We start from the raw sequence: 13,830 nt of genomic DNA on the forward strand, positions 1-13,830 counted from the left end.
TTACATTCCGAACCCGGAAGCTAAGCCTCACAGCGCCGATGGTACTGCAGGGGGGACCCTGTGGGAGAGTAGGACGCCGCCGAACAAATTTTGATGAAAGAATGCCCCCTCCCGGGGATAGCGGGAGGGGGCATTCTGCGTTTCCCGTGTTGAAATTTTGGTGCCGTAGTGCTGTGCAGGTTCCGATAATCCTCGATCCATGAAGCCAGCCCTCGAGGGGTCTGTGCAGCCAGTGGCTCTGTTCCGTAATCGGTGGTAACGAAGGGTGATGCTCTTCGTTGGCGCTATGTGTGAGATGTCAACGAGCCTGTGGGCACGGTGTTTTCGGGACATTCCGCGCTGGTCGTCGAGAACATAGCGGACGAGGGCGAGGTCATCCGGGTGTCGGCCCGGACGCTCGCGCGGTGGGCTGTAGGGCGGGCGCTCGCCTCAGGCGGCCCGCGTAAGCGCAGTCAGGCCGCGGAGCCGGTCGTGCAGTTGGGCGAGCAGGCCCTTGACGCGTCAGCGACGCGTGAAGCCGTGGGCGCGGTCCCAGGCGGGGAAGTCCGCAGGCATCGCCCGCCAGGTGATGCCGCCGGCGACCAGGTAGCGGATCACATCGAGTATCTGCCGGTGACAGTAGCCCTCCGGCTGCCCGCCACGGCCCTCCAACCACCGTGGCATCGGCATCGCAGCGCGCGACCGCCCACTCCGCATCGGTCATGTCGGACGGATAGCGCCGAACCCGGCCCGGACGGTCGCCCGCGTTCCCGAACCGGTGAGCGAGGCAATCACACGATCGGGCAACCGAGTTGGAATCCACCAGTATCCGCGCGGAAGATTGCGGCACCAGGACCTCCTGTCGCTCGCTTGGACTCCACATCCATGAGCTGGACAGGAGGACCTGCCGTCATGCCCGGGCCGACGGAGAACCACTCGACCGAGAAACACAGTTCGACTGCCGAGCGCCCGTCTCTCGGAACGACGACTTGTCAGGCCAGGAACCTGGCCACCCGGTCGCCCCAGGCACGCACGCCCGCAGAGTCGCTCGACACGTGCAACTCGGCGCCAGGGAGTAGGTCGGCGAGCTGTTCGGCAGTGGAGCTTGGGTGGTTGGGGTCGTCCGCGAGGGCCAGGATCAGGGTGGGCCGGGTGAGTTCGCCGAACGGGGTGTTCGGCCAGATCCCCAGCGCGGCGGGCCGCGTCGAGGTGGCGGACCGTCAAGGGCGCACTGATTTCAGGGCGCGCCGAACCAGCGCGGGGTGTCGTGCCTGTGGCCTCGCGCCCCGAGATGAGGAGCAGGTCCTGCCGCCCTGGATCGCCCGAGCCGCCGTCGACGCGTCACTGGTCTACTAGCGGGAGTTGCGTGGATGCCGCCCTGGCTCTCGCGGGCTGCCGCGCCACCCGTTACACCGAGGCACCCTCACCGACATCGCCGAGGTCGGCGATGACGCCCTCACCCGCTGGATCCCCGAGCGGCTGCTCACCGGCACCTTCGCCCACCTCGACCTGCTGAGCGGCACGTGCCGCTGGGTGAACTGCGGTCACCCGCCGCCGCCGCTGATCCGAGGCAACCACATCGTTCCTGCCGCCTCCCGTCCGCACTCCCGAGCTTCCCCTGGGCCTGGGCCCGGGCTATCCCCGCCCGACGGCTGTGACCCATCGCGCCCAGCTCGAGCCCGGCGACCGCATCCTGATCCACACCGAGGGTGTCACCGAGGGCCGCTCCCGCACCGGGGAGATGTTCGGCGAAGCCCGGCTCGTGGACACCATCGTCCACGCCACTATTGCAGGGGAACCCGCCCCCGAGGCCCTACGCCGCCTGATCCGCACCATCCTCGAGCACCAGGACCAGCGCCTGACCGACGATGCCACCCACCATCCTCCTGCTCGAATGGCGCCCTGCGCCCGGCACGGCGTACCCGCCGACCGTTCCCGAGACCCGCCTCGGGCGGGGGCGGCGGGCGTGATGCCACTCCTGTCCCTGTCCGATGTCTACCCTGCCTGAACTGCGCGACCGGTCCTCAGGAGACGGCCGCGATCTGCGCCGACGGCCGGATCGCCAGGATGAGCGAAAACCTGGGCAACAATTGTCCGAATTGCGGTGGAAGGGTGACCAGCGCTGTTTCGTTCTCCCGTCCCCGTTCTGGCCGACCTTGCGGTGTGTCCGGCTGCTCTACGGGTCAGTAGTCCGAACCCCTGACGGGCGGATCCTGACCGGGTGAAAATCGGCGGCGTACAGCGCGACCACTTCGGCCGCGGCCGCGGCCAGTTCGGCCCGGGCCTCCGGCGGGGACAGCACCTCAACATCCGCTCCGAACGGGAGCAGCGCCCGGACCGCCTGTACGGCGCGGAAGCCCAGCTCCACCTCCACGGACTCGCCGTCCAGATCCTCCGGACCGGCGGCCAGGTTCACCACGTGGATCCGCAGAAAGGTGTCCAGCCGGTGTCGCCGGACCCGGCAGCGGACCAGGATCTCCTGCGGCAGCCGCTCGACCTGGTCGCGGAGCACGGTCCAGACCTCGGCGAGGCTCAGCCCGGGCCGGCGGCGGACCGGCTCGTCGTCGACCGAGGCCGCCTGCACCCGGTCAGACCGGAACAGCCGGGCCTCGCCGTCCCGGTCGGCCACCAGGTACCAGACGCCGGCCTTGCTCACCAGGCCGTACGGATCGACGATGTACTCCCTGGACTCGCTCTCGCCACTGTGGCGGTACGTCAGGCGCAGCCGACGGTCGGCGAACACCGCCCGCTGCAGCTCGCCGAGCTCCACCTCGGCGGCGCCACCCCGCATCCAGCGAGCCGGGTCGACCAGGATGCGCTCGCTGGTGCGTTCGGCCGCCGGGCGGTGCGGCGCGGGTAGGGCGGCCATCACCTTGCGCAACGCCGAGCCGATCGCCGCACCGAGCCCCAACGCGTCATGCGTGCCGTCGGCCGCGAGCACGAACAGAGCCCGGGCCTCGTCACCGGTCAGGCCCGTGACGTCGGTGCGGTAGCCGGGCAGCAGGCGGATGCCGCCCAGGCGGCCGCGCTCGGCCCAGACCGGAACGCCGGCCGCCGACAGCGCCTCGACATCCCGGTAGATCGTCCGGACGGACACCTCCAGCCGCTCGGCGAGTTCGGTGGCCGGGACCTGGCCCCGGGTCTGGAGCAGCAGCAGGATCGAGAGCAACCGGTCGGCTTTCACGGAAGTCAGCCTAAAACCTGACAGCAGATGTCCGGTATTCCTAGGAGAGTGTCCGTCACAAGGCCGCCCGGAACCGCGCCGGGGCCACTGACCGAGGAGTTCTCCCGATGGATGCCGCCTTCGACCCCCGCCCCCTGTTCCTTCGCTCGCTCGGCCAGTTGGAGAAGCTGCTCACCTCGCTCGCTCCCGCACACCTCGAGAAGCCGACACCCTGTCAGGAGTACAACCTGCGCATGCTGCTGAGCCACACCATCGGCGCGATCCACCGGATCGCGTACATCGGCGAGGGCGGCCGGGGCATGGACCTGCCCGCGCAGGTCGGCGAGGTCGCCGACACCGACTGGACGGGTGCGGCCGCCCGGGTCCGGGCCCGCGCCACCGCCGCCTGGGCCGAGGACGCCAAGCTGGACCGGGAGGTCGAGGTGCCCTGGGGCCTGGCCACGGGTCGGATCGCGCTGAGCGGCTACGTGATGGAGACGGTCACCCACAGCTGGGACATCGCCCAGGTGATCGCCCCCGAGGCCGAGCTCGACGAGGAGCTGGCGCTGGCTGCACTGGGCATCGCCCAGCAAGTGCTGCCAGCCGACCGGCGCGGCCCCGAGGTTCCGTTCGGCGCCGTACAACCGGTGCCGGCCGACGCCGACGCCTACACCCGGCTGGCGGGCTGGCTCGGACGCAGCCTCTGACGGGCCGGCCGGAGGGCGGGCGGAGCATGCACGTCGCCCGCCTCCCGGCATTGCCGATCTCGTCAAAGGATCATTCGCACATCAGGAGAGAGGCGAGCGGAATCCTGCCGGCCAACCTCCCGTATGCCAGGTCGGGCTGCTCCTGGTGGCGCAGGTGAGGGCGTCCGGCTGAGCGGTCGTCTGCTCGTCGCCCGCGCCGGGGCGGTGGAGTTTGACGAGGACACCGGCGATCACCGGCGCCGGTGCTCGCCGGTGCCTGCGGTTGCGGCCGGGCAGGGTGGCGCGGCAGCCCGCACCGACTGGGAGTCGACGGTCCCCGTCGTCGGCTCCGGATCCCGCCCGGCCGCCTCGCGAGCCTGCCCGGGCAGCCGGTCGTGCAGCCCCTTGATCAGACCGGCATTCCGTCAGCGTCGGTAGAACGCCTAGATGCGGTCCCAGGCGGGGAAGTCGACGGGCATCGCCCTCCAGGCGAGGCCGCTGGCGACCAGGAAGCGGATCGCGTCGATTGTTCAATGCCACGAAGTTAAGGGTCCGTTGGCGATGTCAAGGCGTCGGGAAGGGAGATCTTGTCTGTTGTAGCGTAAGGTTCCGCACTTGACGATGTGGGTGGACAGTCGCATCCGGCGCCCGGGAAGCAGCGCGTGCAGGACGCGAGCACCGATGTCGAGTATCTTCCGGTGACAGTAGCCCTCCGGCTGCCCGCCCTTGCCCTCCAACCACCCGTCGAACGGGTGATCGCGTTCGGTGTAGGGCATGAGAGCGGTCGCCTCGGCGGACACCGGCGACCGCGCCGCGGCCTGCTTGCCCAGGTGGCTGACACGCACCACCTGTCGGAGCTGGTCCGGGCCGACGACGCCTACACCGGCAGCCTCATCGAGCCCTGCTTCACCGCGCCGGCAATGGTGTTGGCGATCATCAAGCGCAGTGACGACCAGACGGGGTTCGTCGGTTTGCCGAAACGCTGGATCGTCGCGCGGTTCTTCGGGCACCTGATGCGCCCCCGCCGCCTGGTGCGCGACTTCGATACGCCCGGAAATACAACAGCCTCTGACACCTAATGAGCCCGCCGCGCGGGTCCGGCGGGTTGGACAGCACGTTCGTGGTCAGTCTGAATGGGCATCCACGTCAGAGGCACCGCCGTGGGACGGCCGCCGGCGGCCGGGAAGGCGGACGGTTAGCAGTTTGGCGCGGGGGGCCAGGCGCCTGGTCATCGCGAACAGGGCCTCGGTGCGGGAGCTGTCGCTGTCGATGATGCTGAAGAAGTTGACGCCGAGGTACATGGTGGGTGCTGGTGACGTGGACGTCACCACCGCCTTCGCCGCCTCCTATCTGCGTCTCCCCGCCGATCAGAAACGCATGTTCCGACTGCTCGGGCTGCACCCGGGAGCGGACTTCGACAGCTACGGCGCCGCCGCTCTGTACGGCACGGAGCCCGACGAGGCCGAGCGCCTGCTGGAGGCCCTCCTCGATGGCCATCTGCTCGAAGACCGCGGAGCCAATCGGTACGCCTTCCACGACCTGCTCCGCGTGCACGCACGTACCACCGCCAATGCCGTCGAGTCGCCCGACGCCCGGCGCCTCGCGCTGAACCGGCTGCTCGACTACTACCTGGCGACCTCCACCGCCGCGGCCGACCTGATCACCGCGGGCCGCCAACGCCCCGACGGAAAGGCACACCGGCCGGACGGAGTGGCACGCCCGCCCCGTGAGGGGCCCCGACTGGCCGCAGCGGCGGACGCCGTCGCCTGGATGGCCGCCGAACACCGGGCCTTGCTCGCAGCCGCCGCACTCTCCGCGGAGTACCAACTGGCCAATCACACCCATCAGCTCTCACGGAACCTGGCCCCATACCTCACGATGGACAGTCACATCGAAGACACCGGAAACCTTCGCGAGCCGGCCACACGGGTCACCGAAACTGCGCGATAGCCGGCCAAACTCTCGCTGGCCCACGATGCCGCGCATTGCTTCCAACCGGGTAAGCGGACGAGCATCTCAAGATCCGTCCGAAGTGCTGCCATGCCCGTGAATCGTCCCCTGGCCCACCTCAACCCCGCCGGACCGACTGGCAGACGGACGACTGGCGCTCTGGGGCCAGCATCCCGCAACGCTCCACCAACCGTCCGGGATCATCCGGAGTCGTCCGAAACGCTGGCTGGCAGCAATACCGGATGGCGAGGATGTTCACACGGCCCCCGGAGCGAACGGAAGGGCCGTCAAAGCAGCAAGGGCCAACGTCCGCGGACCCGGGCGTGCAGGAGGCATCCCGCTCCAGCCCGACAAACGTCCCGGGCCGGTACCGAGCGACACGTCATCACCCATTCCGGGGGCCGCGCAGGGGTGGCTCAGCTGTGCCGGGAAGCGCTCGACACCTGGGACACCTGCGAGACGCTGCCGCAGCCGTTCCAGGCGGTCGCCACTGCCGCAGCGGAGTCGCCTGGTGCCGGCCGCGAGCGCGGTTCGGAGGTGGCAGCAGCGGCGCGATCACTGCCCACGTGGCGTCAGAAATCTCCCCATGCCTCACGACCCGACCAACGATCTGGTGATCGGAAAGAGGCTCCCTGGTCTCTGGGCCTATCCAGCCTGCCGGAGTTCCTTCTCCAATAGTGTGAAGGACTTCGGCGCCCCGCCCGGCTGAGGCTTGCCCTCCTTGCGGCCCACGACGCGGTAACCGGCGTCCCGGTAGTAGGCGTTGAGCCGTGCATTGTCAGCCAAGCAGTCCAAGCGCACGCACGTCCGTCCCGCCGCGGCCACTCGGCGTTCCGCGGCCCTCAGCAGCAGCCGCCCCGTCCCGGGCGCGGCGGTACCACGATCAACCATGAGCCGGTGCACGTATCCGGCCACGGGCGGCTGCGAGCCCCATGCGGCCTCGTCCTCCCACCACAGCTCCCATACGCCAGCGATGCGCCCGCCGGCCTCCGCGAGCCAGACCTCGCCCTGCGCCATGACCTGGCGGAAGTGGCCCTCGGCCAGCTCCCCCGGCCGCCACTGGCCGGTGATGCCGCGGGCCAGCATCCAGCGGGCCGCGTCGTCGCGGAGGCGGACGAGACTCGCCAGATCGGCCTCAGTGGCCGGGCGAACGCGTAGATCATTCACCCGGTGATCTTCGCAGATCTGTCCCATGACGGCCTCTGTCGGACCTGCTACTGCTCGCAACTAGTGATCGACAGGAAGACCATCGCTTCCCCCGCCACCACCCGCCACCGCCGGAAATCCCCGCTCGCGTTCCCGGCGGCTACGTGCTAACAGCGTCGCGCAGAATCAGACGCGGGTTCTGGGCCTGAAGCCGGCCCAGCTGATCGAGCAGAGCCACTAGAGGCTTTCGCTTGAGGGGATGTACATTCAACATGCTTACTTCTCAAGCAAGTTGGAAGTCCCTGAACGTGCCTGCGCGGCGCAAGGGCGCCGCCATCCTCAGGAGAGCGGGAGAGCGCCCCATGAGCAACAGGTACCTCTGCGTCGCTGTCCTCGCCGCTACGGCGCTCACCCTGGGTGCCGTCAGTACCCCGGCTGACGCCACGTCTCGTGGCAGCGAGCCGCACACGGCCGCCACACCCGGGCACGGCGGCCACGGGCGGCTCGCAGTGTGGACCTCCTCGCACACCATGACGATCTGGACCCCGCAAATGTGGCAGACCCTGGCGCGCAACCGTGTCGCCCTGTTCGTCCAGGTGAACGACGGGGACTACCGTCCCCACGCCGACACCTGGGCCACGGACATCATCAGCGAGGCCAACCGCCGGGCGTTGCCGGTCACCATTTGGACGGGCGGAAACGACACCGCCAGCGCGCAGACTCAGGTCGAGGTCGACGAAATCCACGCCTGGCTCGACGCCAACCGGCTGCACGCCCAGGGCATCGTCATCGACGACGAGGGCACCGCGCAGACCATGGCCCTGGTCGGCAAGGCCATGGCCGGCGACCAGAACGCCGAGCAACAACTGCTGAGCGCCAACATCGATCCAGCCCAGCAGTGCCAGGCCATCACCGCCGACAAGGCCCTGATCAAGCACGCCCATCGGGAGGGCCTCGCCCTCGACGAAACCGCGATGCCACAGTCGCTGGACGATCTCGACGCGGGCACCCTGGCTCTGCAGGACACCCTCAACGCGACCAGCAACCCGCCCGCGACCTGGGACGCCAACTACTTCCAGGCATACCGCTCCGACTTCAGCACCGACTTCGGTACCACCATCAGCAGCGGCCTGATCACCTCGTACTACGAGTCCGCGCACCAACACCTCGGCGACGCGGGCGAGCTGACCATCGGCGTCGCCGGCCTCGCCCCATACGCCACACTGGCGCCGCTGGTGCACGACGTACGGTTGCTGGCGACGCTCGGCCAGAAGACCATTCCGATCTTCTCGCTGGAGCAGATCGTCGCGACCTACGGCCCGGAATCGATCAACTCCCTGGCAGCGGCCGCGCACGAGCCACTGGCGACGGTCGACCAGCCCAGTGCCGCCGACCTACACGCCCGAGCCACGTATCAGCAACTGGCCAAAGAGGTCGCCGCCCTCACCCCTCAAACCACCCGAACCCGCGACGGCGTTCCCCAGCAGGCCAACAACTACCCGAACACGAGCTGCGCCGCGTGATGGGAGCGTGTCAGCGATCTCCAGCAAGTGCTCTGGGGTTATTGGATGCTGAGCCGGTCCTCGAAGAAGAGTGAGAACTGGTTCAGCGCCTCCTTCCAGTGTGCGGCGACACGGTTGATGTCGCGTGCCCCGGGGGTGATCTGCTCGTGAACGGCGAGGTATAGCACCTTCAACGCGGCCTGCTCCGACTGGAAATGGCCGCGGTTGCCGGCGGCCTTCCGCAGCCGGGAGTTGGTCTACTCGACCATGTTCGTCGAGTAGACCTTCGTGGTCGTGGCGGTGGCATGCGAGGGACTCGACCAAGTGCTCGCCCCCGCCGGGGGCCGGCGAGGGGTCGCCGGCGGGCAAGGCCGTGATCGACTGCACCGACGCGGTGGACTGCGCTTCCGGTCTGCTCAAGCCACCCACCGGGTCGGCGATACAGCACATCGCCGAGCGAGCCGTAGGCAGCCACGTGGTCAAGGCGCTGCACCTGTTCGCGGGGCGAGCTGGCTGACGCCGACGCCGGCGGGACAACCGAAGCGGACCGTGGCGAGGTGCGGCGACACGACGCGGCGCTCGGCATCGCCGCCGGGCTGATTCGCGACCTCGGTGGCGTGCCCGCCGCGATAGGCGGACCGGAGCACGCCCAGCAGCTCGAAGACGTGGCGGGTTTCGTCATGCGGCTGGTTGCCGCGGGACACAACCCGGTCACCGCCGTACCCGTCGTCGACCGGTCACAGGATTGACGACGTCGCTCATCACCAGGGTGCGCGTGCCCGTGATGCGCTCGCCGTCGCCGTGCCTGAAGGTGATTCGGGATCCTGAGATGTCCGTCAGCGTAGACACCGGCGCTTTGGGGTCTTCCTCCGGGCCCGGAAGCCGCTGAACTGAGGCCCCGTGTGCCGGGTACAGGCACGGCTGGTTTTCTAGGCAGCCAGCAGTGGGCCGAGTTCGGCAGCCCACTCCGGGTAGAGCGCGACCTTCTCGTCGTGCAGGGCGAGGATCTCCCGTGCCAGCGTGGGCGTCATGTCGTCGGACAGGTCAGGGCCGATGGCGAGCCTGGCCAGGTGCGGCATGATCTCCGGATCGCCGGTCAGGTGGACCGGGTCGTGCATGTAGCGCCGCAGGGCCGGCAGGTCCGCGATTCCCACGCAGTAGGCGTGGGTGAAGCCGTCGGTGTCGTCGAGGCTCTGGCCCACCGTCGAAAACGACACCGACTCCACCGAGGCCGTGCGCCGCATCACCGCGAGCACGTGCTCGCGCTCCTCCTCGGTCGCGGTCTCCTTGAACGAGAAACGCAGCATGTGGACGATCATGTCCGCCCCGCTCCTTTCAGGTTTGACTGAACCAATCGGTTCAGAAGTTCGGTCCAGCTGGTTCAGCATTGGCCGCCGAGCACTTCCTCGTCCTGCTCACCGGCCCACTGGAGTACCGGCCCGGCGCCGACCCGGATGCGATCGCGGACGCGGCCGTGGAGTTTCTCCTGCGCGCCTACGGGGCGGACCGCGCTTACTGATTTCGGCGTTTCGAGGTGATTGGCTTGTTCGTGTAGCTGACTGACAGTCATTTGCGCGCTATGCGGTTGGTATGCGCTATGCGGATGGGGGCGGGCTGGCGGCGAAGGCACGTCAGTGCCGCGAGGCGGTGCGGCTGGAGGCAGCCGCGTTGTTCGACGAGGCGTCCCGCCGAGGGAGGGTGCCCGCCGGTCGCGGGTGACCCCCACACCACCGCGCCGTTGCTTCAGCTTGGTCGGTAGTAGGCGTCGATGGGGGCGCGTGCCTCGTCGAAGAGGGCCGGGCCGTGCTGCGTCACCGTCGGCCAGTCGCCCGACTGCGGGTTGAGTTCGACGAGTTGTTCGGTGGAGAGCGCGTAGACGACTCGGCCGATGCCGGAGCGCGCGATGCCGCCGGCGCACATGCCGCACGGCTGGCAACTGGTGTACAGCGTGGTGCCCGCGGCCGTGTCCGGGTCGAGTTCGCGGGCCGCCCAGCGGGCCAGCTTCAGTTCCGGGTGGGCCGTGATGTCGTTGTCGCGCCGCACTGTGTTGTGGGCCTCGGCGAGGATCGTGCCGTCCGGGCCGGCCAGGAGGGAGCCGTACGGTGCGTCGCCCTGGGCGACGGCGTGGGCCGCGATGTCGATCGCGCGGCGCAGGAGCGTCTGGTCGGCTGTGATGGTCATGATGCTGTCCTCCAGTGGGAGGCCACCTCGGTGAGCGCCTGCCAGGCCGTGTGGGGCCGGCGGGTCTCCTTCGGATCTCCGTGGTAGGGGTCGAGTACGACGGTGTCGGCGCCGAGCAGGCGGAGCTGGTCGAGGTCGCCGAGGATCTGCTCGATGGTGCCGACGCCGGCAGGCCGTTCGGGGTCGTCGACCGGGGCGGTGGTCAGCCGCAGGGCGATGCGGGGCGCGAACGCCGGCAGCGAGTGGTCCGTCAGGACCGCGCGCATCCGGGCCAGGGAGAGCCGCAGCGGGTGCCAGGCATCCCCGAACCTGGCGGCACGGCGGAGCGCCGCCGCACTGTGGCCGCCGACCCAGACGGGGATCGGTGCGGTGCCGTCCTCGGCCTCCGTGCGCCAGGTGTCCCGCAGGGTGGCCAGGTACTCGTCGGTCAGCCGGCCACGCCCGGTGTACGGCACGCCGAGTGCGTCGAACTCCTGCCGGGCCCAGCCGACGCCCACCCCGAGCACGAGCCGGCCGCCGCTGAGCCGGTTGAGGTTGGTGGCCATCCGTGCCACCAACAGCGGATGCCGGTACGGGAGGATCAGCACCGTTGTGCCGAGCCGCACTCTGGTCGTGACGCCAGCGAGCCAGGACAGCGTGGTGAACGGCTCGTAGAACGGTTCCGGGTACCGCTCGGCCACGTCCGGGGTGACGACCACGTGATCCGACACCATGAGGAGGCCGTAGCCGAGCCCCTCCGTGACCCGTGCCCAGTCGCGCAGCACGCCGGGATCTGTACCGGGCCCGAAGTTCGGTAGGTTGACGCCAAGTTGCATGATCCGAGGCTATCCCGGCAATCACGGGGTGCGGAACCGAATCTTCCCGGCGATAGCAGCGTTCTTCCGTTGTTCTACCGGTAGAATCGCGATGTGACCGTGAATCTTGATGAAATCGACTGGGCGATCATCGAGCAGCTGCAACGGGAAGCTCGCATCTCCCTCAGCGAGCTGGGGCGGCGCGTGAAACTCAGTTCGTCGGCCACCACGGAACGGGTGCGGAATCTGGAGTCGTGGGGCGTCATCACCGGCTACCACGCCGTGGTGGACCTGGCCAAGGTCGGCTACCCCGTGCTCGCCGTCGTCCGGCTGAAGTACCCGGGCAACCGCCACCAGCCGCTGCGCCAGCTGCTCGCCGAGCGGCGGGAGATCCTGGAGTGCCTCCGCACCACCGGCGACGACTGCTACACCCTGAAGGTGGCCGCGACCTCCATGGAGCAACTGGAGACGCTCGTGGACGAGTTGGCCGGCTTCGGCAGCACGACCACGAGCGTCGTCTACAGCCAAACGCTGCCCTATCGCGGACCCAACCACCCTTGACCAACAGCCGTCGCCGCAGCCCCGCAGATCGGCAGTGGAGCGCCATCGCGGTTCGGGCGCACCACGGCGGACAAAATTCGCCAATTCGCCAAGTCCGCATCAGCACCCTGGAGCTCAACCGCCCCAGCCCCCGACTCAGCAGACATCACCCTGGTGGGCCGACACCAGTAACGGGGATCATCCTTCCCAGGTCCACCACACGCGAGTCGGTAGCCGCGTTGGTGGGTCGCGCCGGGCGATCCGTGGTGGGGGTCCGGCTGCTCATCCCGCGGCGATCCCCGCCACTGCGAGCGTGGCCACCAGTAGCAGGAAGAGCCCCTGGAGCACGGGCGTGACCCGGTAGCCGCGCCAGTACGTGGTCAGCAGCGCCGTCAGGGGCACTGCGATCAGCGCGGCCAGCATCAGGGTCGCGACGATGGCGACGGCGAGGACGCTCGGCGGGTCGCCGCCGTCCTCTGCGCCCAGGGAGTAACCGACGAAGGCGACGGCCGCCGCCGGGAGCATGACGAGCTCCAACAGGAGCAGCCAGGCGGTGTGCAGCAGATCCCTCGCCAGGGACGGTCGCGTCATGGTGGACATTCTGTCCGAGTGCTCGTACGGGGCACGAGCAGGGGGTCGTCCAGGGAGACCCGCACCGAGTGTGTCCGCAGCGTGGCCGATCTCGGGCGGTATTGCCATCATGGCGCTCCTCGCGTCGGTGGTCACCGCCCTGCTGGCGCGAACCCGCATGGAAGCCTGCGGGTCTCACCGGCTTTCCTATCAAGATCGGCTCGTGCGGTCATGATCCGACTACGGGTGTTCGACCGGTGCGGAATCCGGTAGTGAGAACCGGCGCCGCGGACGGGCTTCCTGAACGTAGAGCTTGACGCGCTGGAAGGGCCGGCGACGACGTGGCTTCCGCCGCCTCTCCGAAGGTGACCTCTCCGGCCTTCCCGACGGCCGTCAGCAGCTGGTGCTGGAGCTGCATGGGGTCCTGCAGCGGGTGGTGCTGGGATGGCAGGAAGTCCAGAACGCTGTGGGCGTGCGGGCGCCATCCGGCCACCACCGAGTACTGCCAGCCGCGGGCCTCTGCCACGTGCTGGGCCGCCGCGAACTTCAGGGCATCCCGCGGTTCGATCAGCAGCTCGGGCCGGACGTCGAACAACCGCCGGCGCCGCCCGGCAGTACCGCCAGGAAGTCCGGGGCGTGCCGACTTGCCTCCTCCCTCGTGCTCGAAGTCCAGCTCGACCGGCTGGCTCAGCACGTCAGCGACGCGGACGAAGCCCAACGCGAGCAGCAGACGTTGCTCCTCCAGGGACTCGAAGCCTCGAAGCCGTGGTGGTGGCCCGTGGAGACCATGAACTGCAGCCCTGACCGGTGCCCGTGCCCCGCCCTTCAGGTGAACCGGCGAACCGGTGACGACGGGCCGATCGGCACCGACCCGAGCTCGCTCACCGGCCACGCGACGGCCCCTTCGCCGACCTGCCAGAAGAAGCCTCCTTCGCGGTGGTCGGGGCTGACGAAGCCGTGGCAACGGCTTGGAGCATGCACATCTTTGGGCGGGGTGGCAGCGTGGAGGAGTCAAGACCCGGATGCGTGGGAGCGGGCTGGATGCACAGAGTGGACAGCCATGTCCTTGGGGACACGGAACCGGGCGGACCGAGGGAATGCCGGTCCGCCTGGGATGGGCTGCGTTCGCGGCTGAGGGTGCGCAGTGTCGCGGGCCAGGTGTTCCTGTGGCTGCTGGTCGTGGTGGTGCTGCTGGTAGCCGCGGCGTTGACGGCGCTCATCTTGCAGGCCCGGAACTACGCCACGAGTGACGCCGAACACCGCACGCATGCCGCAGCCATCATCTTGGCGCACTATCCCGGGGCGGCTGCCGCTCTGGA

General features: G+C 69.1%; 16 protein-coding genes, 1 rRNA gene and 2 pseudogenes. 11 read left to right on the forward strand and 8 right to left on the reverse strand.

The window, feature by feature from the left end:
* Window positions 1-85 (forward strand): 5S ribosomal RNA (rrf, locus tag ABD369_RS38510); the annotation flags it as partial.
* A gap of 416 nt (window positions 86-501) precedes the next feature.
* On the opposite strand, the gene ABD369_RS38515 is transcribed toward rrf, so the two are convergent.
* Complete coding sequence (locus tag ABD369_RS38515; protein WP_344641305.1) at window positions 502-669, reverse strand: transposase; 168 nt, start codon at window positions 667-669, stop codon at window positions 502-504.
* Window positions 670-1,341: 672 nt separating this feature from the next.
* On the opposite strand from ABD369_RS38515, the pseudogene ABD369_RS41445 reads away from it, so the two are divergent.
* Window positions 1,342-1,545 (forward strand): annotated as a pseudogene (locus ABD369_RS41445) (SpoIIE family protein phosphatase); the annotation flags it as partial.
* A gap of 19 nt (window positions 1,546-1,564) precedes the next feature.
* Window positions 1,565-1,987: a PP2C family protein-serine/threonine phosphatase gene (locus ABD369_RS38520; RefSeq protein ID WP_344641320.1), complete on the forward strand. Its 423-nt coding sequence runs from the start codon at window positions 1,565-1,567 to the stop codon at window positions 1,985-1,987.
* A 168-nt stretch (window positions 1,988-2,155) separates the two neighbouring features.
* On the opposite strand, the gene ABD369_RS38525 is transcribed toward ABD369_RS38520, so the two are convergent.
* Window positions 2,156-3,163 (reverse strand): helix-turn-helix transcriptional regulator, encoded by a 1,008-nt coding sequence (locus tag ABD369_RS38525; protein WP_344641306.1) that lies wholly within the window; start codon window positions 3,161-3,163, stop codon window positions 2,156-2,158.
* A gap of 107 nt (window positions 3,164-3,270) precedes the next feature.
* Between ABD369_RS38525 and ABD369_RS38530 the strand changes: the two genes are divergently transcribed.
* From ABD369_RS38530 to ABD369_RS38540, 3 genes are all read left to right on the forward strand, one after another.
* Window positions 3,271-3,849, forward strand: a complete 579-nt coding sequence (locus tag ABD369_RS38530) for a TIGR03086 family metal-binding protein (protein ID WP_344641307.1) — start codon at window positions 3,271-3,273, stop codon at window positions 3,847-3,849.
* Window positions 3,850-4,490: 641 nt separating this feature from the next.
* Window positions 4,491-4,907 carry a hypothetical protein gene (locus tag ABD369_RS41450; protein WP_425557877.1) on the forward strand — a complete coding sequence of 139 codons (417 nt, stop codon included), beginning with the start codon at window positions 4,491-4,493 and terminating at the stop codon, window positions 4,905-4,907.
* Between the two features lie 124 nt (window positions 4,908-5,031).
* Window positions 5,032-5,778: a hypothetical protein gene (locus ABD369_RS38540; protein WP_344641308.1), complete on the forward strand. Its 747-nt coding sequence runs from the start codon at window positions 5,032-5,034 to the stop codon at window positions 5,776-5,778.
* Between the two features lie 645 nt (window positions 5,779-6,423).
* On the opposite strand, the gene ABD369_RS38545 is transcribed toward ABD369_RS38540, so the two are convergent.
* On the reverse strand, window positions 6,424-6,972 hold the full coding sequence (locus ABD369_RS38545; protein WP_425557878.1) for a GNAT family N-acetyltransferase: 549 nt from the start codon (window positions 6,970-6,972) through the stop codon (window positions 6,424-6,426).
* Between the two features lie 314 nt (window positions 6,973-7,286).
* Here ABD369_RS38545 and ABD369_RS38550 point away from each other — a divergent pair, with 314 nt between their 5' ends.
* A complete protein-coding gene (locus tag ABD369_RS38550) occupies window positions 7,287-8,447 on the forward strand; it encodes a hypothetical protein (protein ID WP_344641310.1) in 1,161 nt (386 codons plus the stop codon).
* 38 nt (window positions 8,448-8,485) lie between these two features.
* On the opposite strand, the pseudogene ABD369_RS41455 reads toward ABD369_RS38550, so the two are convergent.
* A pseudogene (locus ABD369_RS41455) lies at window positions 8,486-8,773 on the reverse strand (transposase); the annotation flags it as partial.
* A gap of 26 nt (window positions 8,774-8,799) precedes the next feature.
* Here ABD369_RS41455 and ABD369_RS38560 point away from each other — a divergent pair.
* Window positions 8,800-8,943 (forward strand): hypothetical protein, encoded by a 144-nt coding sequence (locus ABD369_RS38560; RefSeq protein ID WP_344641312.1) that lies wholly within the window; start codon window positions 8,800-8,802, stop codon window positions 8,941-8,943.
* A gap of 40 nt (window positions 8,944-8,983) precedes the next feature.
* The gene (locus ABD369_RS38565; protein WP_344641313.1) at window positions 8,984-9,175 is read left to right on the forward strand and encodes a hypothetical protein; all 192 of its coding nucleotides are present in this window, start codon (window positions 8,984-8,986) and stop codon (window positions 9,173-9,175) included.
* Window positions 9,176-9,355: 180 nt separating this feature from the next.
* On the opposite strand, the gene ABD369_RS38570 is transcribed toward ABD369_RS38565, so the two are convergent.
* The gene (locus tag ABD369_RS38570; RefSeq protein WP_344641314.1) at window positions 9,356-9,745 is read right to left on the reverse strand and encodes a Dabb family protein; all 390 of its coding nucleotides are present in this window, start codon (window positions 9,743-9,745) and stop codon (window positions 9,356-9,358) included.
* A gap of 68 nt (window positions 9,746-9,813) precedes the next feature.
* On the opposite strand from ABD369_RS38570, the gene ABD369_RS38575 reads away from it, so the two are divergent.
* Window positions 9,814-9,945, forward strand: a complete 132-nt coding sequence (locus tag ABD369_RS38575; protein WP_344641315.1) for a hypothetical protein — start codon at window positions 9,814-9,816, stop codon at window positions 9,943-9,945.
* Window positions 9,946-10,169: 224 nt separating this feature from the next.
* On the opposite strand, the gene ABD369_RS38580 is transcribed toward ABD369_RS38575, so the two are convergent.
* Together ABD369_RS38580 and ABD369_RS38585 are read right to left on the reverse strand one after the other, a co-directional pair.
* Window positions 10,170-10,607 (reverse strand): nucleoside deaminase, encoded by a 438-nt coding sequence (locus ABD369_RS38580; RefSeq protein ID WP_344641316.1) that lies wholly within the window; start codon window positions 10,605-10,607, stop codon window positions 10,170-10,172.
* On the reverse strand, window positions 10,604-11,422 hold the full coding sequence (locus ABD369_RS38585; RefSeq protein WP_344641317.1) for an LLM class flavin-dependent oxidoreductase: 819 nt from the start codon (window positions 11,420-11,422) through the stop codon (window positions 10,604-10,606). Before ABD369_RS38585 ends, ABD369_RS38580 begins: the two co-directional genes overlap by 4 nt.
* Before the next feature lie 93 nt (window positions 11,423-11,515).
* Here ABD369_RS38585 and ABD369_RS38590 point away from each other — a divergent pair, with 93 nt between their 5' ends.
* Window positions 11,516-11,962 (forward strand): Lrp/AsnC family transcriptional regulator, encoded by a 447-nt coding sequence (locus tag ABD369_RS38590; protein ID WP_344641318.1) that lies wholly within the window; start codon window positions 11,516-11,518, stop codon window positions 11,960-11,962.
* Between the two features lie 261 nt (window positions 11,963-12,223).
* On the opposite strand, the gene ABD369_RS38595 is transcribed toward ABD369_RS38590, so the two are convergent.
* Window positions 12,224-12,532, reverse strand: coding sequence for a hypothetical protein (locus ABD369_RS38595; protein WP_344641319.1), 309 nt, complete (start codon window positions 12,530-12,532; stop codon window positions 12,224-12,226).
* Window positions 12,533-13,830: the final 1,298 nt, after the last annotated feature.

Source organism: Kitasatospora cystarginea, assembly GCF_039533515.1.
Lineage (GTDB): Bacteria > Actinomycetota > Actinomycetes > Streptomycetales > Streptomycetaceae > Kitasatospora > Kitasatospora cystarginea.

What these genes read in the sequence shown, in the direction of transcription:
- ABD369_RS38545 (WP_425557878.1), bottom strand. Translation starts at nt 6,972, where the DNA reads ATGGGACAGATCTGCGAAGATCACCGGGTGAATGATCTACGCGTTCGC.
- ABD369_RS38515 (WP_344641305.1), bottom strand. Translation starts at nt 669, where the DNA reads ATGCCGATGCCACGGTGGTTGGAGGGCCGTGGCGGGCAGCCGGAGGGC.
- ABD369_RS38580 (WP_344641316.1), bottom strand. Translation starts at nt 10,607, where the DNA reads ATGACCATCACAGCCGACCAGACGCTCCTGCGCCGCGCGATCGACATC.
- ABD369_RS38585 (WP_344641317.1), bottom strand. Translation starts at nt 11,422, where the DNA reads ATGCAACTTGGCGTCAACCTACCGAACTTCGGGCCCGGTACAGATCCC.
- ABD369_RS38550 (WP_344641310.1), top strand. Translation starts at nt 7,287, where the DNA reads ATGAGCAACAGGTACCTCTGCGTCGCTGTCCTCGCCGCTACGGCGCTC.
- ABD369_RS38530 (WP_344641307.1), top strand. Translation starts at nt 3,271, where the DNA reads ATGGATGCCGCCTTCGACCCCCGCCCCCTGTTCCTTCGCTCGCTCGGC.
- ABD369_RS38570 (WP_344641314.1), bottom strand. Translation starts at nt 9,745, where the DNA reads ATGATCGTCCACATGCTGCGTTTCTCGTTCAAGGAGACCGCGACCGAG.
- ABD369_RS38595 (WP_344641319.1), bottom strand. Translation starts at nt 12,532, where the DNA reads ATGACGCGACCGTCCCTGGCGAGGGATCTGCTGCACACCGCCTGGCTG.